At 44.5% G+C, this 25,161-nt stretch carries 28 protein-coding genes; 11 read left to right on the forward strand and 17 right to left on the reverse strand.

Annotation, left to right across the window (positions count from 1 at the left end; translation table 11 throughout):
• Positions 1-127: 127 nt before the first annotated feature.
• Positions 128-667: a PadR family transcriptional regulator gene (locus tag ACRQQK_RS14940; protein ID WP_042485053.1), complete on the forward strand. Its 540-nt coding sequence runs from the start codon at positions 128-130 to the stop codon at positions 665-667.
• Between the two features lie 95 nt (positions 668-762).
• On the opposite strand, the gene cysE is transcribed toward ACRQQK_RS14940, so the two are convergent.
• The 5 genes from cysE to epmA form a co-directional block, all read right to left on the reverse strand.
• A complete protein-coding gene (gene cysE, locus ACRQQK_RS14945; RefSeq protein ID WP_188234481.1) occupies positions 763-1,584 on the reverse strand; it encodes a serine O-acetyltransferase in 822 nt (273 codons plus the stop codon).
• A gap of 84 nt (positions 1,585-1,668) precedes the next feature.
• The gene (gpsA, locus tag ACRQQK_RS14950; RefSeq protein WP_102967774.1) at positions 1,669-2,703 is read right to left on the reverse strand and encodes an NAD(P)H-dependent glycerol-3-phosphate dehydrogenase; all 1,035 of its coding nucleotides are present in this window, start codon (positions 2,701-2,703) and stop codon (positions 1,669-1,671) included.
• A gap of 187 nt (positions 2,704-2,890) precedes the next feature.
• Positions 2,891-3,364, reverse strand: coding sequence for a protein-export chaperone SecB (gene secB / locus ACRQQK_RS14955; RefSeq protein WP_102967775.1), 474 nt, complete (start codon positions 3,362-3,364; stop codon positions 2,891-2,893).
• Positions 3,365-3,547: 183 nt separating this feature from the next.
• Positions 3,548-3,982 (reverse strand): rhodanese-like domain-containing protein, encoded by a 435-nt coding sequence (locus ACRQQK_RS14960; RefSeq protein WP_102967776.1) that lies wholly within the window; start codon positions 3,980-3,982, stop codon positions 3,548-3,550.
• A 161-nt stretch (positions 3,983-4,143) separates the two neighbouring features.
• Positions 4,144-5,118 carry an elongation factor P--(R)-beta-lysine ligase gene (epmA, locus tag ACRQQK_RS14965; RefSeq protein WP_457512693.1) on the reverse strand — a complete coding sequence of 325 codons (975 nt, stop codon included), beginning with the start codon at positions 5,116-5,118 and terminating at the stop codon, positions 4,144-4,146.
• Between the two features lie 306 nt (positions 5,119-5,424).
• Here epmA and frdA point away from each other — a divergent pair, with 306 nt between their 5' ends.
• From frdA to frdD, 4 genes are read left to right on the forward strand one after another with little or no spacing between them, the layout of a single operon-like run.
• On the forward strand, positions 5,425-7,242 hold the full coding sequence (gene frdA / locus ACRQQK_RS14970) for a fumarate reductase (quinol) flavoprotein subunit (protein ID WP_457512695.1): 1,818 nt from the start codon (positions 5,425-5,427) through the stop codon (positions 7,240-7,242).
• A complete protein-coding gene (locus ACRQQK_RS14975) occupies positions 7,239-7,997 on the forward strand; it encodes a succinate dehydrogenase/fumarate reductase iron-sulfur subunit (protein ID WP_102967779.1) in 759 nt (252 codons plus the stop codon). Before frdA ends, ACRQQK_RS14975 begins: the two co-directional genes overlap by 4 nt.
• A 2-nt stretch (positions 7,998-7,999) precedes the next feature.
• Positions 8,000-8,383: a fumarate reductase subunit FrdC gene (frdC, locus tag ACRQQK_RS14980; protein ID WP_102962844.1), complete on the forward strand. Its 384-nt coding sequence runs from the start codon at positions 8,000-8,002 to the stop codon at positions 8,381-8,383.
• A 10-nt stretch (positions 8,384-8,393) separates the two neighbouring features.
• Entirely contained in the window at positions 8,394-8,762 is a 369-nt protein-coding gene (gene frdD, locus ACRQQK_RS14985) for a fumarate reductase subunit FrdD (RefSeq protein WP_171138331.1), read from the forward strand.
• A 129-nt stretch (positions 8,763-8,891) separates the two neighbouring features.
• On the opposite strand, the gene efp is transcribed toward frdD, so the two are convergent.
• Positions 8,892-9,458, reverse strand: a complete 567-nt coding sequence (gene efp, locus ACRQQK_RS14990; protein ID WP_042485020.1) for an elongation factor P — start codon at positions 9,456-9,458, stop codon at positions 8,892-8,894.
• A gap of 31 nt (positions 9,459-9,489) precedes the next feature.
• On the opposite strand from efp, the gene epmB reads away from it, so the two are divergent.
• Positions 9,490-10,512, forward strand: a complete 1,023-nt coding sequence (gene epmB / locus ACRQQK_RS14995; protein ID WP_457512698.1) for an EF-P beta-lysylation protein EpmB — start codon at positions 9,490-9,492, stop codon at positions 10,510-10,512.
• Between the two features lie 103 nt (positions 10,513-10,615).
• Positions 10,616-11,089, forward strand: a complete 474-nt coding sequence (locus ACRQQK_RS15000; protein WP_102962840.1) for an MgtC/SapB family protein — start codon at positions 10,616-10,618, stop codon at positions 11,087-11,089.
• A 42-nt stretch (positions 11,090-11,131) separates the two neighbouring features.
• Here ACRQQK_RS15000 and modF read toward each other — a convergent pair whose 3' ends face one another.
• The 3 genes from modF to ACRQQK_RS15015 all read right to left on the reverse strand — a co-directional run bounded on the left by modF (position 11,132) and on the right by ACRQQK_RS15015 (position 14,810).
• Complete coding sequence (gene modF / locus ACRQQK_RS15005) at positions 11,132-12,583, reverse strand: molybdate ABC transporter ATP-binding protein ModF (RefSeq protein WP_457512700.1); 1,452 nt, start codon at positions 12,581-12,583, stop codon at positions 11,132-11,134.
• 213 nt (positions 12,584-12,796) lie between these two features.
• Positions 12,797-14,434, reverse strand: a complete 1,638-nt coding sequence (gene groL / locus ACRQQK_RS15010; protein ID WP_457512702.1) for a chaperonin GroEL — start codon at positions 14,432-14,434, stop codon at positions 12,797-12,799.
• A gap of 85 nt (positions 14,435-14,519) precedes the next feature.
• A complete protein-coding gene (locus tag ACRQQK_RS15015; protein ID WP_042485006.1) occupies positions 14,520-14,810 on the reverse strand; it encodes a co-chaperone GroES in 291 nt (96 codons plus the stop codon).
• 337 nt (positions 14,811-15,147) lie between these two features.
• Between ACRQQK_RS15015 and ACRQQK_RS15020 the strand changes: the two genes are divergently transcribed.
• Together ACRQQK_RS15020 and ACRQQK_RS15025 are read left to right on the forward strand one after the other, a co-directional pair.
• Positions 15,148-15,768, forward strand: a complete 621-nt coding sequence (locus ACRQQK_RS15020) for a helix-turn-helix transcriptional regulator (RefSeq protein ID WP_457512704.1) — start codon at positions 15,148-15,150, stop codon at positions 15,766-15,768.
• A gap of 163 nt (positions 15,769-15,931) precedes the next feature.
• Entirely contained in the window at positions 15,932-16,279 is a 348-nt protein-coding gene (locus ACRQQK_RS15025; protein ID WP_457512706.1) for a DUF3135 domain-containing protein, read from the forward strand.
• 76 nt (positions 16,280-16,355) lie between these two features.
• On the opposite strand, the gene ACRQQK_RS15030 is transcribed toward ACRQQK_RS15025, so the two are convergent.
• Together ACRQQK_RS15030 and ACRQQK_RS15035 are read right to left on the reverse strand one after the other, a co-directional pair.
• A complete protein-coding gene (locus ACRQQK_RS15030) occupies positions 16,356-16,784 on the reverse strand; it encodes a DUF805 domain-containing protein (RefSeq protein ID WP_457512708.1) in 429 nt (142 codons plus the stop codon).
• A 5-nt stretch (positions 16,785-16,789) separates the two neighbouring features.
• The gene (locus ACRQQK_RS15035; protein WP_042484995.1) at positions 16,790-17,140 is read right to left on the reverse strand and encodes a 5-carboxymethyl-2-hydroxymuconate Delta-isomerase; all 351 of its coding nucleotides are present in this window, start codon (positions 17,138-17,140) and stop codon (positions 16,790-16,792) included.
• A 250-nt stretch (positions 17,141-17,390) separates the two neighbouring features.
• On the opposite strand from ACRQQK_RS15035, the gene tpiA reads away from it, so the two are divergent.
• Positions 17,391-18,161, forward strand: a complete 771-nt coding sequence (tpiA, locus tag ACRQQK_RS15040) for a triose-phosphate isomerase (protein WP_457512710.1) — start codon at positions 17,391-17,393, stop codon at positions 18,159-18,161.
• A gap of 133 nt (positions 18,162-18,294) precedes the next feature.
• The gene (locus tag ACRQQK_RS15045; protein ID WP_457512712.1) at positions 18,295-19,659 is read left to right on the forward strand and encodes an MATE family efflux transporter; all 1,365 of its coding nucleotides are present in this window, start codon (positions 18,295-18,297) and stop codon (positions 19,657-19,659) included.
• Between the two features lie 85 nt (positions 19,660-19,744).
• Here the strand turns inward: ACRQQK_RS15045 and rraA are convergent, their stop codons facing one another.
• The 6 genes from rraA to cytR all read right to left on the reverse strand — a co-directional run bounded on the left by rraA (position 19,745) and on the right by cytR (position 25,157).
• On the reverse strand, positions 19,745-20,272 hold the full coding sequence (rraA, locus tag ACRQQK_RS15050; protein ID WP_457512714.1) for a ribonuclease E activity regulator RraA: 528 nt from the start codon (positions 20,270-20,272) through the stop codon (positions 19,745-19,747).
• A gap of 75 nt (positions 20,273-20,347) precedes the next feature.
• A complete protein-coding gene (locus tag ACRQQK_RS15055; RefSeq protein ID WP_457512716.1) occupies positions 20,348-21,265 on the reverse strand; it encodes a 1,4-dihydroxy-2-naphthoate polyprenyltransferase in 918 nt (305 codons plus the stop codon).
• A gap of 141 nt (positions 21,266-21,406) precedes the next feature.
• Positions 21,407-22,738 carry an HslU--HslV peptidase ATPase subunit gene (hslU, locus tag ACRQQK_RS15060; protein WP_457512718.1) on the reverse strand — a complete coding sequence of 444 codons (1,332 nt, stop codon included), beginning with the start codon at positions 22,736-22,738 and terminating at the stop codon, positions 21,407-21,409.
• Positions 22,739-22,769: 31 nt separating this feature from the next.
• Positions 22,770-23,324, reverse strand: a complete 555-nt coding sequence (gene hslV / locus ACRQQK_RS15065; protein WP_102941223.1) for an ATP-dependent protease subunit HslV — start codon at positions 23,322-23,324, stop codon at positions 22,770-22,772.
• Positions 23,325-23,492: 168 nt separating this feature from the next.
• Complete coding sequence (gene ftsN / locus ACRQQK_RS15070) at positions 23,493-24,038, reverse strand: cell division protein FtsN (protein ID WP_457512721.1); 546 nt, start codon at positions 24,036-24,038, stop codon at positions 23,493-23,495.
• Positions 24,039-24,149: 111 nt separating this feature from the next.
• Positions 24,150-25,157, reverse strand: coding sequence for a DNA-binding transcriptional regulator CytR (gene cytR / locus ACRQQK_RS15075; protein ID WP_457512723.1), 1,008 nt, complete (start codon positions 25,155-25,157; stop codon positions 24,150-24,152).
• Positions 25,158-25,161: the final 4 nt, after the last annotated feature.

The raw sequence follows: 25,161 nt of genomic DNA on the forward strand, positions 1-25,161 counted from the left end.
GCTGAATTTGCTTAAGTTTTCTAACTATTAAGTTTTTAACTATTTAAGTTAAAAAAGCGTGCCAACAGAAGCACAAACGATAGTTAAGCAATTTTAAAACTTACTTAACCACTTTGGATAAAAAGACATGTCATTACCACACGTAATTCTCACTGTCCTAAGCACACGTGATGCGACGGGATACGACATCACAAAAGAGTTTTCAGCAAGTATTGGTTACTTCTGGAAAGCCAGTCATCAACAAGTTTACCGCGAGCTAAACAAAATGGGCCAACAAGGTTTGGTTACTTGTGTTTTAGAGCCGCAAGAAGGTAAACCAGATAGAAAAGTCTATTCAATTACAGATTCTGGACGTAGCGCATTGGGCGATTGGTTTGAGCAACCAACAGCTCACCCTACGGTACGAGATGAATTTAGCGCAAAGCTTATTGCTTGTTCAGTTCAACCGTCTGCACCTTTTAGATCTCAACTAGGTGAACTGGTTGAAGAGTCTCGCAAACTAGTTGCACACTATCAGGAAATCGAAGCTGCCTACTACGCAACACCTGCGGTACTAGATAAACAGCAACGTTTAGAGCGTTTGACGCTGCGTCGTAATCTACTTCTCCGTCAAACTTGGATTGAGTGGGCTGAAGAAGTTATGGCTGAGCTTGACGCTATTGGCTAATAAGCCAACGTCATACTCATTCTGCTTTACGAGATAAAGAAAAGGGATAATGCCGAGCACTATCCCTTTTTTGTTCTTCTGTTTTGTGCGGAGGGTTATATACCATCCCCACCTGTAAATGTCTGTACTCGACCATTAAATTGCTGGTCCATATCGAAAGACGGTTTTTCAGACTTAGGTCGACCAACGATTCGTGCTGGAACACCAGCCACTGTCGTGTGCGGAGGAACAGCTTGCAGTACCACAGAGCACGAGCCAATTTTTGCCCCTTCGCCAACTTCGATGTTGCCCAAAATCTTGGCTCCTGCACCAATCATCACACCTTCACGAATTTTCGGATGGCGGTCTCCACACTCTTTACCTGTACCACCAAGGGTCACATCTTGAAGAATAGAAACATCGTTTTCAACGACCGCCGTTTCACCAATAACAATCCCTGTAGCGTGGTCAAGCATGATGCCTCGACCAATACGTGCCGCTGGGTGAATATCCACTTGGCAAGCAACAGAAATCTGGTTTTGCAGGTAAGTAGCCAGCGCTACACGGCCTTGTTTCCAAAGCCAGTTGGCAACGCGGTATCCCTGCAAAGCATGATAACCCTTGAGGTAAAGAAGTGGCATTGAGTACATCGACACCGCTGGGTCACGGTTAACTGTCGCACAAATATCACACGCAGCTGACTCCGTAATGCTAGGATCCGCAGCAAAGGCTTCTTCAACCACTTCACGCACAGCCATTGCTGGCATTGAAGCAGTATTTAATTTATTCGCAAGAATGTAGCTCAATGCAGAAGCCAAACTATCATGCTTAATGATGGTTGCATGATAGAAACTGGCGAGCATTGGCTCCTGTTCAGACTGTTCGCGAGCTTCCTTAACGATGGTCTGCCAAACTTTCTCTTTTTCGCACAATTTCATTGGTTTATGTGTCCCGGACGTTCATTCAAAGTCTGGTCTGTATTTATTGTAATATCGAGTGAGAACCTGACTTATGATACAAGGTTAACGTTCCGCTTTTTTGTCTCGCGCAAGCAAATCTTGAGCGGCTAAGCGTGCATCCTTTCCTTGATACAATACTTGATAAATTTGTTCAACTATAGGCATTTCAATACCAATACGCTGAGCAAGCGCCCACACTTCTTGGGTATTTCTATAACCTTCAACCACTTGGCCGATTTCCACCTGTGCAGTATCGACATCTTTGCCTTGGCCTAGCGCTAAACCAAAGCGACGATTTCGTGACTGGTTATCAGTGCAAGTCAACACTAAGTCACCTAAACCAGCCATACCCATAAAGGTTTCAGCTTCAGCGCCTAACGCAATACCTAGGCGAGTCATTTCAGCAAGACCACGAGTAATCAGTGCTGTGCGCGCATTGGCACCAAAGCCAATACCATCAGACATCCCCGCACCGATCGCAATAACGTTCTTAACTGCACCGCCAAGCTGCATACCAATGAAGTCGCTGTTTGCATAGACTCGGAACGATTTACTACAGTGAATTTTCTCTTGCAGATCTTTCACGAACTGCGCATCTGGGGACGCGACTGAAATTGCTGTCGGCATTCCCATTGCCAATTCTTTGGCAAACGTTGGCCCAGATAACACAGCTAATGAGTGGCTATCACCAATCACATCATGAGCAACATCTTGTAGCAGTCTGCCTGTTTTTGGTTCCAAGCCTTTCGTCGCCCAACAAAGTCGTGTATCAGGACGCAAATACGGTTTCAAACTTTTCAGTACGATACCAAACACATGGCTCGGAACAACCACCAGCAGATCACGACACGCTTCCACCGCTTTTTTCAAATCAGACTCAACAATCAAAGAGTCAGGGAAATCAATACCCGGTAAAAACGCTTGGTTAGCGCGATCAGCCTGTAATTTAGCCATGTGCTCTTCTTCGTGTCCCCAAAGAACAATGTTAGCGCCATTACGTGCTAATGAAATTGCCAGTGAGGTTCCGTAAGAGCCGGCTCCAATAACTGTCATGGATACCGTTTTACCGTAAGCATTATTTACTTGTGCGTCTGTCATTGTTCCGCCCGATGAATAATCGTTTGTTAACACTAATTTTATACCCAAAGTTCAATATGCCAATCCTTCTTAAGGACAAGTTAATGATTTGGCTGAGTTTGGGTCAAAATAAAAATGCACATCGTACTCATCAAGTACGCTGTGCATTCATTGCCACAAATGGCTACATATTTAAACCGCTATCGCCTTAAGCTTCAGCGCTTTCTGTACCTTGACCAGCAGCTTGCTGTTGTAGGTAGTTCATGAACAATGCATCAAAGTTAACTGGCGCTAAGTTCAATTGTGGGAACGTACCTTTAACCACTAGGCTAGAGATAGTTTCACGCGCATATGGGAATAGAATGTTCGGGCAGAATGCTCCTAGACAATGAGCTAGCTGACCTGCGTCCATATTCTCAACAGTAAAAATACCGCCCTGTTGAACTTCACATAAGAAAGCTGTTTCTTCAGCATTCTTAACGGTTGTTGTTAAACGTAGAACAACTTCGTAAACGCCTTCACCTAGTTCACGGCTTTGAGTGTCTAGGTCCAGTTTTACATCTGGGTTCCATTCTTTTTGGAACATTACTGGAGAGTTTGGCGCTTCGAAAGAAACATCTTTTAGGAAAATACGTTGAATTGCGAAGTTTTGTTGTGCATCTTGTGTTGCTGCTTCAGCCATTTTTAAATCCTTAATACTGATAAATTCCGGTCAAGGTTGATACCTTGAGACTAACCGAGAGCGTTCTGAATCACGAGGCTGAGACACTAATTATATGTGCTCCAGTAAAATACGTGGAAAACATCACTTCTCTTTCAATCAAATGCTGCCTTTTTAAACAGCACTTCAAATCGGGGATGGGCGTTATTTCTTACCACGAACAAGCGGAAGTTTTGCATCAACCCAGCCTGTAATACCGTTTTTAAGAACACTGACGTTCTCAAAACCAGCTTTAGTAAGTAAATCTGCACTCTCACGAGCCGTTTGCCCCATCTTACATACAACAATGATTGGGTCAGATTTATGACTTTCAAGCGCCGCTAAGTTATTGGCTTTGATATCAGTAGGTAAAATGTGAACTGAGTCAGTAATGTGACCACGTTTGAATTCGTCTTTCGCGCGAATATCGACAACAACACCATTCTCACGGTTTAAAAGCTGAGTCACTTGTGGTGCTGTAATCTCTTTATATGTAGCTGTTGCAGATTTATAAATATGTAAAATCAACGCAACTAAAATACCGACCCAAGCTAGTGATAGGATCATATTTTGTTGGAAAAACTGAATGTATTCTTGCATATCCTGCGCTCTTACCGTTGTATATCAAAAAATGGTGGATCAAAATCAGACAAGGAGTATAACGAGGTTAAACGCCTGAGGCGAGTAGTTACCACGTATAATCCTTGGCATGTGTCATGGTTTCAGCTTCTTTCCCCACATTTAAGGCAATGTGAAGCAAACTACGCTCGTGGGAATGGAAATGCTGTCACTTTATCAATATGGTCTTCACCCAACGCCAACATAATCAGACGATCAATGCCTAGAGCAACCCCCGCACATTCTGGCAGACCCGCTTCAAGAGCAGCTATCAGGTGATAATCGATAGGTTGTTCTTCTAACCCCATCTGCAAACGCTTATGGTTATCTTGCTTAAAACGCGCTAACTGTTCATTCGCATTGTCTAGCTCATGGAACCCGTTCGCCAGTTCAATCCCTTTGAAATAAACTTCAAAGCGATCAGCAACTCTAGGATCTTGCAGATTAATTTTCGCTAATGCCGCTTGAGATGCTGGAAAATCGTAAACAAACACCGGTACTTGTTGTCCGACGTTTGGTTCAACACCAATACTGAACAGAAGCTGCAACAAGGTGTCTCTGTCTTCTTCAGGTTCAGCGATATCACTTAACCCTAATAGCTCAGCCACTTTCTTTAACTCTGTCATAGAGCCTTCAAGCGGACAAACCTTCAACACAGACAAAAACGCATTTTGGTATGTCATACGCTCTGCGGCGCCCACTTTGAGTACCAGTTGCAGCAAGTCGTCCATTTCATCCATCAAATCATGATGGTCAAAACCAACACGGTACCACTCCAGCATAGTGAACTCTGGGTTGTGATAGCGCCCATTCTCTTCATTACGAAACGCTTTATTAATTTGATAAATGGAGCGGCTACCTGCTGCCAGTAGCCGCTTCATATGAAACTCAGGACTCGTCATCAGATGCAGGCGACTACCTTTTGCATACTCAGGGCCAACAAATTCTGTTTGAAAAGTATGTAAGTGGATATCGGTCACCGTTGCGTGACTCATCGCTGGTGTGTCAACTTCCAGAACATCTCTTTGTGTAAAGAAGTAACGAATTGACGCTAAGAGTTGTGCACGTTGTTGAAGTTGTTCTATTGATGCGGTTGGCATCCAATCGGACTTGTTCATTTAGTCATTCACATAATCGGGGTTGAATAGATTTTACCTTTTCGGATCAAAATACAAAACCCAAACGTGACTCTAATCACACAAGATAAAATTTTTATGCTTATGCTTGCACTACCTAAGCAAAAACCCAACAGAATCAATTTTTTCGTCCCTGACCTCTCCTAAACTGGGTCTACCACTTTATAAGTGGACTCGGTTTGATTCGGAGACACTACAAACCATAGCGTTCACCGAACACGCCCCCCAATATAACGAGGAATGAGCACCATAGCTCATCATCAACATACAATACACTGGAGGATAACTGTGCAGACAATTACCACAGATATCGCAGTCATCGGCGCAGGTGGTGCGGGTCTTCGTACTGCAATTGCAGCAGCTGAAGCGAACCCAAACCTAGAAGTTGCCCTGATATCTAAAGTTTATCCGATGCGTTCTCACACGGTTGCCGCTGAAGGCGGTTCCGCAGCAGTTATCAAGGAAGAAGACAGTTTAGACAACCACTTCAACGACACCGTTGGCGGTGGTGACTGGCTATGTGAACAGGATGTTGTGGAATATTTTGTGAAAAATTCCACTCGCGAAATGATTCAAATGGAGCAATGGGGTTGCCCATGGAGCCGTAAAGAAAACGGCGAAGTTAACGTTCGTCGCTTTGGCGGTATGAAAGTCGAGCGCACTTGGTTTGCGGCCGACAAAACTGGCTTCCACATGCTACATACCCTCTTCCAAACATCCATTAAGTATCCTCAAATCAAACGATTTGATGAGTATTTTGTTGTCGACCTATTGGTTGTTGATGGTGAAGTTCAAGGACTTGTTGCCATTCATATGTCTGAAGGTGAATTAGTTCTCATCAAAGCGAAATCGGTTGTATTAGCAACAGGTGGCGCAGGTCGTGTTTATCACTGTAACACTAACGGTGGCATTGTAACTGGCGACGGTATGGCAATGGCGTATCGCCACGGTGTTCCTCTTCGTGACATGGAATTCGTTCAATACCACCCAACAGGTCTACCAGGTACTGGTATTCTGATGACCGAAGGTTGTCGTGGTGAAGGCGGTATTATCGTCAATAAGAACGGTTACCGTTACCTACAAGATTACGGCATGGGTCCAGAAACACCTGTGGGTCAGCCGAAGAACAAATACATGGAACTGGGTCCTCGCGACAAAGTTTCACAAGCATTCTGGCACGAACAGCAAAAAGGTAACACCATCAAGCACCCACTCGGTGATGTTGTGCATCTCGACCTACGCCATTTAGGCGAAGAGTATCTGCAAGAGCGTTTACCGTTTATTTGTGAACTGGCAAAAGCCTATGTAAACGTAGACCCAGCAAAAGAGCCAATTCCAATTCGTCCTACTGTTCACTACACCATGGGTGGTATTGAAACCAACGGTCAATGTGAAACTCGTATCAACGGTCTGTTTGCCGTGGGTGAGTGTGCATCTGTAGGTCTTCACGGTGCAAACCGTCTTGGTTCTAACTCACTGGCAGAATTCGTGGTATTTGGTCGCGTTGCCGGTGAACATGCGGTGAAACGCGCACAAGAATTCAAAGGCTGGAACGACAAAGCTATTGATGAACAAGTGAAAGCTGTTGAAGCTCGTATTCAAGCACTGCTAAACCAAGAAGGCGATGAAAACTGGGCGGATATCCGCACTGAAATGGGTCATTCCATGGAAGCGGGTTGTGGTATCTACCGTCAAGAAGACTTGATGCAAGAAACTATCGACAAACTTACCGAGCTTAAAGAGCGCTACAAGAAAATCAGCATCAAAGATAAAGGTAAAGTATTCAACACTGACCTACTTTATGCGATTGAAGTTGGCTACGGTCTAGAAGTAGCAGAAGCAATGGTTCACTCTGCTCTACTACGTAAAGAATCTCGCGGTGCCCACCAGCGTTTAGATAACGGTTGTACCGAGCGTGATGATGAGAACTACCTAAAACACTCACTAGCGTTCTATCAAAATGGCGATGCGCCGAAGATTGATTACAGCCCTGTCACCATCACTAAATCGCAACCTAAAGCACGACTCTACGGTGAAGCTGCAGAACAAGCCGCAGCAGCAGAAGCGGCGCAACAAGCAGGTGCAAGTGCGGAGGATCAACAATAATGGCAAATCGTATTCAAAAAGTAGAGATCTTGCGCTATGACCCGGCGAAAGATACAGAACCTTATCTACAAAAATTTGAAGTGCCTTTTGACGAAACCATGTCAGTACTAGATGCTATCGGTTATGTGAAAGATAACTTAGATAAAGAGCTTTCATACCGCTGGTCTTGTCGTATGGCGATTTGTGGTTCATGCGGCATTATGGTCAACGGTGTGCCAAAACTGGCGTGTAAGAGCTTCCTTCGTGACTACCCGAATGGCTTAAAAATCGAGCCGCTAGCGAACTTCCCGATTGAAAAAGATTTGATTGTCGATATGACTCCGTTTATCGAACGTCTAGAAGCGATCAAACCTTACATCATCGGTAATGACCGTACACCTGAAGATGGTCCAAACAACCAAACACCTGAGCAAATGGCAAAATACAAACAGTTCGCTGGCTGTATTAACTGTGGTCTGTGTTATGCAGCGTGCCCTCAGTTTGGTCTTAACCCTGAGTTTATCGGTCCTGCGGCACTGACATTGGCTCATCGTTATAACCTAGATTCTCGTGACAATGGTAAAGCAGAACGTATGAAGCTTATCAATGGAGAGAATGGCGCATGGGGTTGTACTTTTGTCGGTTACTGCTCTGAAGTATGTCCTAAACATGTCGACCCTGCGGCGGCGGTAAACCAAGGTAAAGTGGAATCGTCAATGGACTTCGTGATTGCAATGTTGAAACCAGACGGTTCAACAAACAAAGTGGAGGGCTAAGGATGAGTAACCGTAAACCTTATGTTCGTCAGATGAAACGAACTTGGTGGAAAGATCATCCTTTCTATCGTTTTTACATGGTACGTGAAGCAACGGTTCTGCCGCTGATTCTTTTTACCCTGTTCCTGACTGTAGGTTTGGGGGCATTGGTTAAAGGCCCTGAAGCTTGGAATACTTGGCTTGCATTTATGGCACATCCGGTCGTTATCGCAATCAATATTGTTGCGCTAGCAGGTAGCCTATTTCATGCGCAAACCTTCTTCAGCATGATGCCTCAAGTGATGCCAATCCGCATCAAAGGCAAATTGTTGGATAAGAAAATCATCGTATTGAGTCAGTGGGCCGCAGTTGCCTTCATCTCTCTCATTGTTCTGATTGTGGTGTAAGGAGCTTATTGTGATTAATACCAATCCAAAACGTTCAGATGAACCTGTATGGTGGGGACTGTTTGGTGCTGGCGGTACTTGGTTTGCCATGATTACCCCAATCACTGTGTTCGTATTAGGTATCTTGGTCCCGCTAGGCATTATTGATGCTGAAGCATTGAGCTATGAACGTGTCACAGGCTTTGCGACCAGTATTATTGGCGCACTGTTCATCATTGGTACTCTAGCTCTACCAATGTGGCATGCGATGCACCGTGTTCACCACGGTATGCACGACCTAAAATTCCACACAGGTATCATCGGAAAAATCGCCTGTTATGCATTTGCCGGATTTATCACACTGCTTGCAGTCGTATTTATTGGAATGCTAATGCTCTAATGGAAATACAGCAGGCTTATTGAAACCAATAGCCTGTTATACAGATACAAAAAGACCAGCTATCTCAGCTGGTCTTTTTTTGTATTCAATAAGTTGTACGAGAAATTTCAGTACAAACTAAAGCAATACTTATTTTACGCGGCTTACGTATTCGCCACTACGAGTATCCACTTTCACTACTTCACCGATTTGGATGAATAGAGGTACACGTACAACAGCACCAGTTGCTAGCGTTGCTGGTTTACCGCCAGTGCCTTGAGTATCGCCTTTCAGACCTGGGTCTGTTTCAGTCACTTCTAACTCAACGAAGTTTGGTGGAGTAACAGAAATTGGGTTACCGTTCCAAAGTGTTAGAGTACAAGTATTGTTTTCTACCAACCACTTAGCGTTTTCGCCAACTGCTGCAACGTCTGCTGCAATTTGTTCGAACGTTGTGTTGTTCATAAAGTGGTAGAATTCACCATCTGAATATAGATAATCTAGGTCGATATCTACTACGTCCGCAGTTTCTACAGAGTCACCAGACTTAAAAGTTTTCTCTAGAACTTTGCCAGAAAGCAGTTTACGGATTTTTACACGGTTGAAAGCCTGACCTTTGCCCGGTTTTACATACTCGTTTTCGAGAATGACACAAGGCTCATTATCAAGCATAATTTTAAGACCGCCTTTAAATTCATTCGTGCTAACAGTAGCCATATTTCCTCTTACATTCTTCGAGTTAAAATTAATGCCGGACATCATAACCCGAAAAGTCGATTCTGTTGAGCAAAACTGGATCAAACAACTAGCAAATGCTATCTCAGATCCCACTCAATTGCTCAACGAGCTGGGTATTGATCCTACACCTTGGCAAGACGGGTTTGCTGCACGCAAGTTATTTGCTCAGCGTGTACCGCAAAGTTTCGTCAGCAGAATGGAAAAAGGCAACCCGCACGATCCATTGTTGCGCCAAGTTTTGCCATTGAGCGAAGAGTTTGAAGTACACCAAGGTTATTCAAACGACCCTCTTTCTGAGCAGAATAATGACATCCCCGGGTTACTGCATAAATATCGTAACCGAGCGCTCATGATCGTGAAAGGCGGCTGTGCTATTAACTGTCGTTACTGTTTCCGTCGTCATTTTCCTTACGAAGACAATAAAGGCACCAAATCGGTTTGGCAGCAGAGCTTGGATTACATTGCCAAGCATCCTGAACTGAATGAAGTAATTCTCTCTGGCGGAGACCCTTTGATGGCGAAAGATCACGAGCTGGCTTGGCTGATCGACAAGATCACTGCGATCTCTCACATCAAGCGTCTGCGCATCCACTCTCGCCTGCCTGTAGTTATCCCTGCGCGTATTACCGATGAGCTGGTAGACACACTGGCACAGACCCGCTTACAAGTGGTACTTGTCACTCACATCAATCATGCGAATGAAATCAACCTTGAGTTAAAGCAGCAAATGTCTCGACTGCGTGCGATTAACGTAACTCTGCTCAATCAGGGAGTAATGTTAAAAGGCGTAAACGACTCGGTGGAAGCTCAGGTAAATCTGAGTGAAAGCCTATTTGATGCAGGTATCTTGCCTTATTACATCCATGTATTAGACAAAGTGCAGGGCGCGGCTCACTTCTTTATTGATGACCACACGGCAAAAACCATCATGGCCGGTGTCATTGAACGTGTATCTGGTTATTTGGTGCCAAAACTCACCCGTGAAATTGGTGGAAGAAGCAGTAAAACGCCACTCGATTTGCATCTTGAGTAGTTCTATAGATATTGATTATCTAGCCCATAAAAGCTTTTGTTAGATCGTAAGTAAGATTCGCTGCATACTGCGCTTCTTCACGCCTATATGCATTGAGGCTGCCATGCTAACTTTGGATTCTATTTTAGACCTTGGGCCATTCCAATGGTCCGCTTTGCTTTGCTGTATGATCAACGGCTTACTTATCGGTATTGAACGTCAAACCCGAGGAAAACCAGTGGGTATCCGCACCTCAATACTGATTATTTCCGGCACTTACTTTTTTATGGCGATGGCGGTGTCTTTGTCCCCAAATACTCTTGACCAAGCTCGTGTGCTTGGGCAAATCATCACGGGTGTCGGCTTTTTAGGCGCAGGAGTGATGATGACGCTGGATGGAAAAATTCACGGCGTTACCTCTGCGGCAGTTATCTGGGTATTGGCTGCGTTAGGGTTAATGATCGGTTTGGGCTATTTGACACAGTCTGTCGTGATTACTTTTCTTGCACTTAGTGTGCTATACGGCGTTGATAAGGCAGAAAACACCTTCCATAGTCTGCGTCGAGGCGTACACCAGAAACTAAGACGTCGCCACTAACCATTGAAAAGCGTTGCTCAGGCAACGCTTTTATTCTGGGCGTTATGGCTGATTCGAGTATATGTTGACTCGGTATCCCTCACCTTGTAGGGCAACAAAATCCACAAAGTGATGGATTGCGTCGAGCGAGTCTTCTTCATGATGAGTCACATATAGCAATTGGCTGATATTTGCAGAAGCTATCCGATTTAGAGCTCTGAACACTAACTTGCGGTTGAGGAAATCCAACCCTTGATAAGGTTCATCCAAAATCAGCAACGCTGGCTGTTTGATTAAGGCTCGGCCAATTAACAGCAGTCGCTGCTGTCCGTAATCCAGATTTCGAAAACCTACTTTTTCAAACTGACTCATTTCCAATAGCTGCAACCACTCGCGCGCATACAGAATCTCTTTTTTGCTCGGCTGCTGATAGAGACCAATTGAGTCGTAAAATCCGGAAATCAACACTTCGAGTGCAGTACAATTGACTCGATATTGAAGATGCAAAGCCGAAGAAACTACACCGATATGACGTTTCACATCCCAGATAGTTTCACCGCTGCCGCGTTTCATGCCCAATACCGTCACATCATTACTGTAACACTGGGGATGATCGCCAAGAATGAGTCCGAGCAATGTACTTTTACCACAACCATTAGGGCCTCGCACTTGCCAATGTTGCCCCTGCTCAATCTGCCAATTCACACCTGAAAAGATTTTGGCATCCACATATCCCACCGTGACGTCATTCATAATGACCAACGGATTTGGGTACTGATGCTGTGACTGATGAGCTTGCAGAAGCTCGAACATCGCATCACTCTTTTGCTCAGATAACGCCAGCATCTGCGCCATCACAGGGTGGTTCAGCCACTCTTCACGACTTAATGTTTGGGCAAGCTTTTGCTCGTCGAACAAGGCAACATGCGTGATAAATGATGGTAACTCGTCTTCCCTAGAAGTAATGATGATCAGTTGAATATGGTTCGCACACTGTTGTAAGAGCTCGGAGAGGTGCCGACGGTGCGCAATGTCTAAGCCGGAGTATGGCTCATCCAAGATCATCATTTGTGGTTTTAACGCAAGCGCACGAGCGAGCATCACTCGGCGTGTTTCACCTGTGGAAAGCTGACGAAACCCACGAGTTCTAATGGCTAATAAATCCGTTGTCGCTAATAGCGACTCGAGTTCATCACCAGTACACCCCGTTTCTGCCACCAGCTCTTCAACCGTTGAACCGTAGTCAATGCGATCCATAAAATCGGTGTCATCTTTCTCCAACTCTAAATCCAGCAAGCGCTGCTGTTCATGCAAAGAGACACAGGCAATTTTTTCAGGAAGATCAGAGACCTCACCTTGTTGAGGTTGCAACTCACCACTCAATACTCGCACCAGTAGCGACGCCGCATGGCTATGAGTTGAAAACATGCCCCAATGTTCTCCGGCTTGTAACTGCCAGTTATCTATAACCAAAGATACCGATTCTGTTTGATGTTTAAGCTGCTGAATTTGCATTAGTAACCTTCCATGGAAAACCAATCTTCATAGTGCATAACTTAGCGGCTAATTTCTAGCTATCCGATAGTCTGAGTTAATTGAAACTGCAAAACCGAAGCGACTGTTGAATAAACTTAATCCAATGAAAAAGGCAGAACATGTAAAACACGTTCTGCCTTTAAGAGGTTTATGCTCGACCTAACTATGAGGTCTCGTCAGCATAAGGGGGAATTACATCATTCCGCCCATACCGCCCATGCCGCCCATATCTGGCATAGCTGGAGCGTCTGACTTAGGTTTATCAGTTACCATAGCTTCTGTTGTGATCATTAGACCAGCAACTGATGCTGCAAACTGAAGAGCGCTACGAGTTACTTTCGTTGGGTCTAGGATACCCATTTCGATCATATCGCCGTACACGCCAGTTGCCGCGTTGTAACCGTAGTTGCCTTCGCCGCCTTTAACGTTGTTCGCAACCACAGACTCTTCATCACCTGCGTTCTTCACGATTTGACGAATTGGCGCTTCCATGGCGCGAAGTGCTACGCGGATACCCACGTTTTGTTCTTCGTTGTCACCAGTAAGCTCAGTTAGCATTGAAGCTGCGCGGATAAGTGCAACACCACCACCAGCTACAACACCTTCTTCAACCGCTGCGCGAGTTGCATGTAGAGCGTCTTCTACGCGGTCTTTCTTCTCTTTCATTTCAACTTCAGTTGCTGCACCAACTTTGATTACTGCAACACCGCCTGCTAGCTTAGCAACGCGTTCTTGTAGTTTCTCTTTGTCGTAGTCTGAAGTTGCTTCTTCGATTTGTTGACGAATTTGTGATACACGACCTTTAATCGCATCTTCTTCGCCAGCACCGTCGATGATAGTTGTGTTTTCTTTAGTGATAGCCACACGCTTAGCTTGACCTAGATCTTCTAGAGTCGCTTTCTCTAGCTCAAGACCGATTTCTTCAGAAATCACTGTACCGCCAGTTAGGATAGCGATGTCTTGTAGCATAGCTTTACGACGGTCACCGAAACCAGGCGCTTTAACCGCAGCTACTTTTACGATGCCACGCATGTTGTTCACAACTAGCGTTGCTAGTGCTTCACCTTCAACGTCTTCTGCTACGATCAGCAGTGGACGAGAAGCTTTTGCTACACCCTCAAGAACAGGAAGCAGTTCACGGATGTTAGATACTTTTTTGTCAACCAATAGGATGAATGGGTTGTCTAGGTCAACACTGCCCGCTTCTTGGTTGTTGATGAAGTATGGAGATAGGTAACCACGGTCGAATTGCATGCCTTCAACAACGTCTAGTTCGTCTTGAAGAGCTTGACCTTCTTCAACAGTGATAACACCGTCGCGGCCTACTTTTTCCATTGCTTCAGCAATGATGTTACCCACACTTGAATCAGAGTTCGCTGAAATAGTACCAACTTGAGCAATCGCTTTAGTATCTGCACATGGTACAGATAACGCTTTAAGTTGTTCAACGGCTGCTATTACTGCTTTATCGATACCACGCTTAAGATCCATCGGGTTCATACCCGCAGCAACCGCTTTAAGACCTTCGTTTACGATAGATTGAGCTAGTACAGTCGCTGTTGTTGTACCGTCACCCGCTGCATCGTTTGCTTGAGATGCAACTTCTTTAACCATTTGTGCGCCCATGTTTTGGAATTTATCTTCCAATTCAATTTCACGAGCAACAGATACACCATCTTTAGTGATAGTTGGTGCACCGAAAGATTTGTCTAGAACTACGTTACGACCTTTAGGGCCAAGAGTTACTTTTACAGCGTCAGCTAGAACGTTTACACCTTCCAGCATTTTTACACGTGCGTCATTGCCAAACTTTACGTCTTTAGCAGCCATGTTGTATTTCCTCTTAAGAATTCGTTTATTGATAAATGATAGAGCGAACTTTTAGTTCTTTTCAGAACATAAGAGCTCAGAGCAATTACTCAACGATTGCTAGAATGTCGCTTTCAGACAAGATAAGAACTTCTTTGCCGTCGATTTTTTCTGATTTAGTGCCGTAGCTTTCAGCAAAAATCACAGAATCGCCAACTTTTACGTCCAGTGGAAGAACTGTACCGTTTTCTAGAATGCGGCCTTTACCGACAGCAAGTACTTTACCGCGTGTGGATTTTTCCGCAGCAGAACCAGTAAGAACAATGCCACCAGCAGACTTAGATTCAACTTCTTGGCGTTCAACGATAACTCGATCATGTAATGGACGAATATTCATCGGTCGTCTCTCCTGATTAGATTTCCATTTGGTTAATAAACACTGATTAATAAATGGGTCACCAGACCCAAACAGCTTGTGAATGATATGTGGGGGATACTCAATGATAACCCAAGGGGCAAACGCGAAAAAAATGTGACGAAATTAACGATTCAATGGAGAAGTACTCTAATTCACATGAATGCCAGCGCTCAATCAAAAAAAGCCCCCATAAAAGATGGTTGTGAAAATGGACAGAGATCCAATACCAACCCAATGAGCAGAATTCAAGGCATAGTAAATAATTTGCTTTATTAAGAACTGAATTCATAATAAGCAGTGTCTAGAGAGGGAAATAATGAAAACTGTCGATAGGATTTTGCACACCATCAAACGCGAAGGCGCTGTTACGGCCAAACAACTAGCAGATGATCTTTCCATTACCACAATGGGCGCTCGTCAACATCTGCAAAGTTTGGAAGAAGACGGAGTATTGTCGTTTCATGATGTAAAAGTCAAAGTTGGCCGCCCCACTCGCCACTGGTCCTTAACCAAACAAGGCCACGATCAATTTGCCGACAGGCACAGTGAACTCACTATTCAGGTGATGGATGCTGTAGAACATATCTTTGGCAAAGAAGGGCTAGCCAAAGTGGCAGCAGAGCGAGAAGCACAAACCTTATCGACATATAAAAAAGCACTGGCTGATCTCACGGATATCGAAGAAAAACTGAACGCTCTAGTCGCCTTACGCGAGCGAGAAGGTTACATGGCAGAACTAGAAGCAACAGAGCAAGGTTTTATACTGATTGAAAATCATTGCCCTATTTGCAAAGCGGCAACTCGCTGCCCGAACCTGTGCCAATCTGAGTTCCATGTCTTCCAACACTTGTTAGGACATGACTATCAAGTCGATCGCCAAGAGCACATTATCCAAGGTCAACGTCGCTGTACTTATCTCATCACCAAAGCATCGTGACTGCTCACGCGGCAAATCTGTCTTAAATTCGAGAATTGGGATTTTCCCCGCACCACGCTAAAAATCCTCGCTTAAGCTTATAGTGTTGATTATTTCATCACTAATTTGTTCTCCCTGTCCTCATCAGCGATTCAATGAGGTGGGAATCGAAGAGGAGCCTTTTATGCCCCAACCTCAGTCGCAACCATATCAACAAGAACTTCCTCCATTTGACGAACTCGTTGCGTTGGCAAAGCAAAATCCGGAGGCTTTCTCTCAATTCAAACGCCAAATGTGTGAAGAGATGATTTCGTCAGCTTCACAAAACATGCAACAGAGATTACGAGCACAACAAAGTCACATTGATTTAGTTGTTAGTCAGTGTAAAAACCCTAATCACATTAACGTCATTCTGATGCGGGAAATGTCCATTCAAATGGTGAAATTCCGTGACGCTTTAGAAGGCGAAGTTTCTCAACAACAAGCCGTTGTTATTCCTTTCAGACGCAATAGTGATGAAGAATGGCGCTAAAAAACAAACGCTAAGAACATAGCTAAGAACATAAAAGGGAGCATACGCTCCCTTTTATGTTTTATAACATCTGTAATTAAACTGGCTCTTTACCAAACCGGTTATCACCATGAGTGCCTTTCATAAAACCACACTCAATCAGAATCCAACTGCCACACATCAATGCAGCGACAGAAATAATAGTTTCGAACAACATAGGTTCATTGGCGGTCAGTGCGTTAGCGCCAACAGGCACACTCATACGGCCAATAACCAAAGGAATATTTAGCAGCAACCACCAACTATTTTTGTCTCTGTCATGCCAACGCTTCGCCGTGATAGCCAAATCAGGAATCAATATCAGCAGTAGAAAAACCGGTAAAATCAGCGAAGCCAATCCCGGAAAAAGCCGATTCACACCGACAACAAAGCCAAGAATCATGGCATAGTAGCAACAGTTCCAAATCCAATAAGTTTGGCGTCCTATTCGGCCTTGGAAGGAAAAGAGTAAAGTGGTTATTGGCATCAGTGTTACCCGTTAATGACTTTCATAAAGTAGTCTTTATCCATATCACGCATATCTACCGTCAAACTGTAGATATGACTCGCTTGAGATACCAGCACATCCATGAGTTGTTGTGATAATTCTCGTTTTTGCGCAGGGGTTCTGCCCTCAAGCAACTCAAACTGAACATGGATAAAATCTTCGCTATCCGCAACATCACCCACTAACCAATGGTGACATCGTAAAGTGCGAGATTTTACTGAGCTTGTCTCAAAAAGTCCGCTGTTTAATGCTACTTGATGTAAATCTTCAAGCAATCCCTGAACATTTATTCGCTCCTCAGCAGAGTTGGAGTACTCCAGCACTAAATTGGGCATAGTCACTTCCTTTGTTTATCTTCCACTATAATTGACACTTAGTAATAACAAGGTAACGGGTAAAAACCGAGTATAGACCGTTGATTATGTCAGAGGGATCACGATGAATGAGGTCTAAGCAGTTATCAAGATCCAAGAAAGTCATGACCCTAGTCATGATTTGCTAAATTTTATCTGCTATATTCTGTCGCAATCACATTTCGTTTATATTTTTATAGACTTTCATTTTTTAGATATTGGAGATCTTTCTATGCGTCGTCCTGTCGTAATGGGTAACTGGAAACTAAATGGCAGCAAAGCAATGGTAACTGAGCTGCTAAATGGCCTTAATGCTGAACTTGAAGGTGTAACGGGTGTTGACGTAGCTATCGCTCCACCAGCGCTTTACATCGATCTAGCTGAGCGTCTAATCGCTGAAGGTGGCAACAAAATCATCCTAGGTGCACAAAACACTGACCTTAACAACAGCGGTGCTTTCACTGGTGATATGTCTCCAGCGATGCTGAAAGATTTCGGTGCTACACACATCATCATCGGTCACTCAGAGCGTCGTGAATACCACAACGAATCTGACGAGTTTGTTGCTAAGAAATTCGCTTTCCTAAAAGAGAACGGCCTAAAACCTGTTTTCTGTATCGGTGAGTCTGAAGCTCAAAACGAAGCTGGCGAAACTGAAGCTGTATGTGCTCGTCAAATCAATGCTGTTATCGATGCATACGGTGTTGAAGCGCTAAACGGTGCAATCATCGCTTACGAACCAATCTGGGCTATCGGTACTGGTAAAGCAGCAACTGCGGAAGATGCACAACGCATCCACGCTTCTATCCGCGCTCTAATCGCAGCGAAAGATGCAGCAGTAGCTGAACAAGTAATCATCCAGTACGGCGGTTCTGTTAAGCCAGAAAACGCTGAAGCTTACTTCTCTCAACCTGACATCGACGGTGCTCTAGTTGGTGGTGCATCTCTAGATGCTAAGAGCTTCGTAGCAATTGCTAAAGCAGCAGCGGCAGCAAAAGCTTAATTAAAGCTTCCAAAAATATCTAAGGCCAGCATTGCTGGCCTTTTTCATACCCTCGAAACACGCAACCAGACTGGGTAGTCCATAACGCAAAGATAGAGTATTCTAGCTACTTTATCGCCAACCTGTTGTCTCTATGCACGATAAACACGGCCTGCTTTCTGCGCCCATTCCCACTGTATTGCGTCAAATGACGGTACCGATGATATTCGGCTTAGTTGCGATTTTGATGTTCAACCTAGTCGATACTTTTTTTATCTCGTTATTAGGTACAGAAGCGCTCGCTGCAATCAGCTATACCTTCCCGGTCACCTTTGTCGTCAACTGTATTACGATGGGCATCGGCATCGGTTTATCAACCAATATCGGACGATTACTCGGCCAAGGCTCTGAAAACAATGCCGCCCGCTTCTCCAGTCACGGTATTCTGCTTGCCGTTGTTTTGGTTATCATCGCCTCTTTCATTGGTTTTATCACCATAGAACCTCTGTTCTTATTGCTCGGGGCAAAGCAAGAGCTTATCCCACTTATCGAACAATACATGCAGGTATGGTATCTCACGATTCCTCTCTTGGTTGTTCCAATGACAGGCAACAGCGTTATTCGAGCAACAGGTGATACCAAAACACCAGCGAAGATCATGATGTTGGCGGGCATCATCAATGGCGTATTAGACCCTATGCTTATTTTTGGCTATGGACCGTTTCCTGAGTTAGGAATCCAAGGTGCAGCCATTTCAAGTGCGTTTTCTTGGCTGGGCGCTCTGATTTGCTCTTTCTACGTACTGATTAAGCGAGTGAAATTACTCGCCGTTCCGCACTTCCCAAGTTTGCACAAGGATTGGAATCAAATCTTAAAGATAGGGACGCCTGCTGCGCTCTCAACAGCGATGAATCCAATCTCTGGGGCATTACTCATGATGATGCTTTCTAGCCATGGCACAGCGGCTGTGGCGGCTTACGGTGCAGCACAACGCATTGAATCGATTCTGATTCTGGTGTTGATGTCTCTGACTTCCTCTCTGACGCCTTTTATGGCGCAGAATCTGGGTGCGAATAACCCCACTCGAAGTTTTGCAGGGCTATTCATCAGTCTGCGGTTTTCTCTGCTTTTCCAGTTGATGATATTCGTCATGATGGTGCCGCTAAGTATTCCGCTTTCAAAACTGTTTTCGCAAGAAGCGGCGGTTCAGGATTTACTTTGGCACTATCTGCTCGTTGTGCCTTTCAGTTATGGCTTTCAAGGGGTGGTCATGATGCTCATCTCTGCCCTCAATGCTCTCCACCTACCCATTAAAGCATTTCAGTGGAGTTTCATGCGTCTGTTTGTCTTCACACTTCCAGTGGCTTGGATAGGTTCTGAGATTTATGGCATTGAAGGGCTATTTATCGGGATTGCGGCAGGGAACATAGCGGGTGGATTACTGGGCTATCTCTACGCACTATGGCTAAGAAAAACGCATTGTGTCGAAGCTTTGCCAAGTGAAAATTCAGCGTCTTAAAACCTTTTATCGCCGTTTGGCTCAACAGTAAAACAACAAAGCCGATGCGCATGGACATCGGCTCTGATCTTTTTATCGTTGAAGATTACAAAATATCATCTTCTTCAATCACGTCTTCTTCAGTTTCAAGATCGACGTTTAGTGGCTCTTGAGACAGGATTACGCCAGTATTGTCGGCATACAGGTAGTCTTCAGGCAGGAAAGTGACACCGCCGAAGTTCACCGGCACATCCACCTCACCAACACCTTGGCTGTTTGCGCCAACTGGAATTGCAGCCATCGCTTGAATACCGATACTCATGTCTTCCAGTTCGTCCACTTCTCGTACACAACCGTAAACAACAATACCTTCCCACTCATTTTCTTCCGCAAGCGCAGCTAGCTCAGCATCAATCAAAGCACGACGCAGTGAACCGCCACCGTCAATTAACAGCACGCGTCCTACACCATCTTGCTCTAGTGTTTCACGAATCAGCCCATTGTCTTCAAAACACTTCACTGTTGTGATTTGGCCTGCAAACGATGCGCGACCACCAAAGTTACTAAACATAGGTTCTACCACATCAACTTGATCGATGTAGATATCACATAGTGCAGAGGTGTTGTATTCCATAGCCTTGCTCTCTTTACGAAAAGTCTTCCAACGAGTATATCCGGTGATGAAGCCAATGCAATGATACAGCGCAAATTAACTTGTCAGAGTTTGAGCAATAACCACACCAACAAACAATAAGTTAGTAATCAAAGAACACTTAACAATTACAGGTAGCATAGGTGCAATCTGCGCAGGCTTTTCAGTTTGCCACACATCTCGACCATGTTTCGCTACAAATATCAGGCTGAGTAGGAAAGGCAGGCTAATCCACAGCGGCTTGCCTTGCATAATGAGATAAGCGCCGAAAGCGATCACGACACCAGACAACAGCAGGAAGTGATATTTCTTCGCTCTCATCTGCCCTAAACGAACAGGAACCGTGCGTTTGCCACACTCAGCATCATTTTCGATGTCTCGCATGTTGTTAACGTTAAGTACGGCAACTGCCATCAAACCACAACCCAATGACGGTAAGCACAGGCTCCAGTCTATATTGCCTGTGTGAAGAAAATATGTCCCTGAAACCCCTAGTAAACCAAAGAATAGGAAGACGGATAAATCGCCTAGTCCCAAATAACCATAAGGTTTGTTGCCTACGGTATAAGCAATCGCCGCCAACATAGCCAGCACACCTAAACCAATAAACGCAAGAATGCTTTGCAGGCTATCCAGAGCATAAAAAACCAGCATTAACCCAGCCACAACCGTCATCAATACGTTGATAGCAATGGCTTTCTTCATGTCACTCAAACTCACAGCGCCAGACTGTATTGCGCGCATAGGGCCGATACGTTTTTCGTTATCAGTCCCTTTTATAGCATCACCATAATCGTTGGCTAAGTTCGATAAAATCTGCAATAGAGTCGCGGTCAGCAGCGCAAGAAGAGCGATCGGCAAAGAGAAGTGTCCAGAAGAAAAAGCTAAAGCACTTCCAGTAAAAATCGATACTAAGGCGAGAGGGAGTGTTTTCGGTCGCGCAGCATCAAACCATATTTGCAGAGAGTTGTTCATGATTATGCTAAGTAGTTCAAACAATGTTGCCAGTATATACCCAAAGCGCGTACGGTGTCAGCGGGCTCAGTCTCCTTGGTTCATAACGAGACACGCCTAATTGTAAAAAAGCCCGCTTCGATTTCAGCGGGCTTTTTAGATTTACAGAATGAAGCGACTTAAATCTTCGTCGGCGACTAACTCACCGAGCTTACCCTTGACGTATGTGGAATCAATGGTGAGCGATGAACCCGACTTATCCGTTGCATCGAATGAAATTTCGTCCATCAGACGCTCCATCACCGTATGCAAACGACGAGCACCAATGTTCTCAGTGGTTTCATTCACCTGCCACGCAGCTTCAGCGATTTGCGTAATACCGTCTTCTGTAAACTCAACATTTACGTCTTCAGTTTTCATCAGAGCAATGTATTGTTCAGTCAACGACGCTTTTGGTTCTGTCAAAATACGTTTGAAGTCATTACTAGAAAGTGCTTCAAGTTCCACACGAATCGGTAGACGACCTTGCAGTTCAGGAATCAAATCCGATGGTTTCGCCACTTGGAATGCACCTGAAGCAATGAACAGGATGTGGTCAGTACGAACCATGCCGTGTTTGGTTGAAACCGTACTACCTTCGATGAGAGGCAGTAAGTCACGCTGAACACCTTCACGAGAAACATCTGGACCTGACACTTCACCGCGTTTACAGATCTTATCGATTTCATCGATAAACACGATACCGTTATTTTCAACACTGTAGATCGCTTGCTCTTTCAACTCGTCTTGGTTAACAAGCTTCGACGCCTCTTCTTCCGTTAAGGCTTTAAAAGCATCTTTAATTTTCAGTTTACGTTTCTTCTTAGTGTCACCCGCTAAGTTCTGGAACATACCCTGTAGTTGGTTAGTCATCTCTTCCATACCCGGAGGCGCCATAATTTCCACGCCCATTTGCGGTACAGCAACGTCTAACTCAATCTCTTTGTCGTCTAACTTACCTTCGCGTAATTTCTTACGGAAGACTTGACGAGTATTTGAACTATCTTCACTTTGCTCTGCTTTGCCCCAAGCATCACGAGCCGGAGGAAGAAGAGCATCAAGAATACGTTCTTCAGCCAACTCTTCAGCACGGAATTTTACTTTTTCAGTCGCTTGCTGATGAGTCAGTTTTACCGCAACATCCGTCAGGTCACGGATGATAGTTTCAACTTCTTTACCAACATAACCCACTTCGGTAAATTTAGTGGCTTCTACTTTAATGAATGGAGCATTCGCCAGTTTAGCCAAACGACGAGCGATCTCTGTTTTACCTACACCAGTAGGGCCAATCATTAAAATATTTTTTGGTGTTACTTCTACGCGCAAGCTTTCTTCAAGCTGCATACGACGCCAGCGATTACGAAGAGCGATCGCTACAGCGCGCTTAGCTTTATCTTGACCGATGATGTGGCGGTTAAGTTCATGAACAATTTCACGAGGAGTCATTTCAGACATAATGAATTCCTTTAATTCTAATCACACTGTTTTATGCTTGGTCTTTAGCGATGAGCTCTTGTGGAATTTCCAGCTCTTCGATGGTGTGGTGATGGTTGGTGAAGACACAAATATCCCCAGCAATATTTAACGCTTTTTCCGCTATTGAACGTGCGTCCAAATCCGTATTTTCAATCAATGCAATCGCGGCGGCTTGTGCAAAATTGCCACCGGAGCCAATCGCAATCAAATCATGCTCAGGCTGAACCACATCACCGTTACCTGTAATGATCAAAGATGCCGTTTCATCGGCGACAGCCAAAATAGCTTCTAAACGGCGTAATGCACGATCGCTACGCCAGTCTTTTGCCAACTCAACTGCTGCTTTGGTTAAATGACCTTGATGCATTTGCAGTTTACTTTCAAAGCGTTCAAATAATGTAAATGCATCCGCTGTACCGCCTGCAAAACCCGCTAATACTTTGTTGTTGTACAAACGACGAACTTTCTTCGCGTTGCCTTTCATTACTGTATTGCCGAGCGATACTTGCCCGTCACCTGCGATGACAACTTTATTGTTACGACGTACAGATACGATGGTAGTCACGAGAGGGCCTCTTAATTATTTTCACGATGGAGATGCAAGTTATATGAGGATAAGAAGAAAAAAAATCAAGGGAGAGAGAAAGCAAAACGCCCAGATCATTGTTAACTTTTGTCGCTAACTGACTGGGCGTCTTCTAAATTTTTACAAGTCAAATTTCAGTGAAAGAGTTTATTGCTGCTCTTTCCAGATTGCGCAAGGCTCGATTTTCGCGCGCTGCAACTTGTGTTTATCGCGTTCAGCATCACGCTTAAATTTATAAGGACCTAATACGACTCGGAACCAACTGCTGTCTTCTTTCTTACGAATTTTACTGTTGATGCCCTGGAACGCGATATCCAATTTCCTTGATTCTGCCTGCTGCATACTCTTATATGCTCCGCATTGCATAATATATGGAATATCTGAGACTTCTTGCTCTTTCGGTATCACTTCAATTTCGCGTTTTGGCAGAGTATCCACATAATCCCACTTCTCACTTGGAGGTGGTGGAATGGTCTCTGTTTTCTTTGGCTTCGCCGGTTTTGGTTCTGGCTTAACCGCGACAGGTTTCGGTGGCTCAGGGTCATTACTTAACGTATATAATCCGTAACCGAGAAGTCCAACTAACACAATTGCAATAAACCCACTACGCCAAGGTTTACGACGAGAGGTTGTTTTCTTTGGGGCCGGCTTTTTCTGACTACGACCGCGTCTTACATAATCTTTATTAGCCACTGGAAATGTTCAATAGTTATAAAATCTGCCCACATGTTAAAGCAGTTTAAAGTGAGATAACAGAGTATTCACGGCAGCACTGTCTTTCGAACTGCCGTCAACTTGTCAATTTCAGTGAGAACGAGGCGGTGCAGCACTCTCACGCACAATCAAATGCGTTTCCAATAAACGAGAGCCTGCTTGCACGTCATGACCACGCAACAACTCCAACATCATTAGCATAGCCTGACGACCAATCTCATAACGAGGCTGTGAAATTGTTGTCAATGGTGGATCGCAATATTGTGAGAACTGGATATCATCAAACCCAACAACAGAAAGATCACGTGGAATACGTAAACCTAAACGCTTTGCTTCCTGAATAGCACCTATCGCCATAGTGTCATTGTGACAGAAGATAGCCGTTGGAGCGTCCGGTAACGAAAGTAACTGACGTACAGCCTTTACTCCCGACTCAAAAGTGAAATCACCATAAGTTGTATAATTCGGATTCATCGTGATACCGGCTCTACGCAGAGCTTGTTGGTAACCTTGATGGCGGAACTGGCAAAGTGTGGCACTTTCTGGACCAGAGATTTGAGCAATTCGCTTATGCCCAAGCTGAGTCAGATAATTTACGGCTTCGAATGCAGAGGTTAGGTTATCGATGTGAACCGTTGGCAACTCCAGTTCCGGAGCAAATTCACAAGCCATCACCATTGGTGGCAGATTTTTCTGCTCAGGCTTACTCACATCAAACGGTAAATCTGTACCTAGTAACAGCATACCGTCCGCTTGTTTGGTGAAAACTAAATTAACAAATGAACTTTCTCGTTTCTTTTGCTGACCACTGTCGCCAAGTAAAACGAGATATCCATGCTCCATTGCCGCATCTTCAATACCACGAATAATTTCTGTGAAATAAGGATCACAAATATCGGGGACAATCGCTACGATTGTTTTCGACTCATTTCGACGCAGATTTCTCGCTAAAGAATTCGGTGAATAGCCAGCTTCTAAAACCGCTTCTTCTACGCGTTTGCGAGTCGAAGACGATACTTTCTCAGGATTCATCAGAGCTCGCGACACCGTCGCGGTCGATACGCCAGCAAGCTGGGCAACATCCTTCATTGTCGCCATGTTA

The sequence above is a fragment of the Vibrio sp. C8 genome (assembly GCF_054051265.1).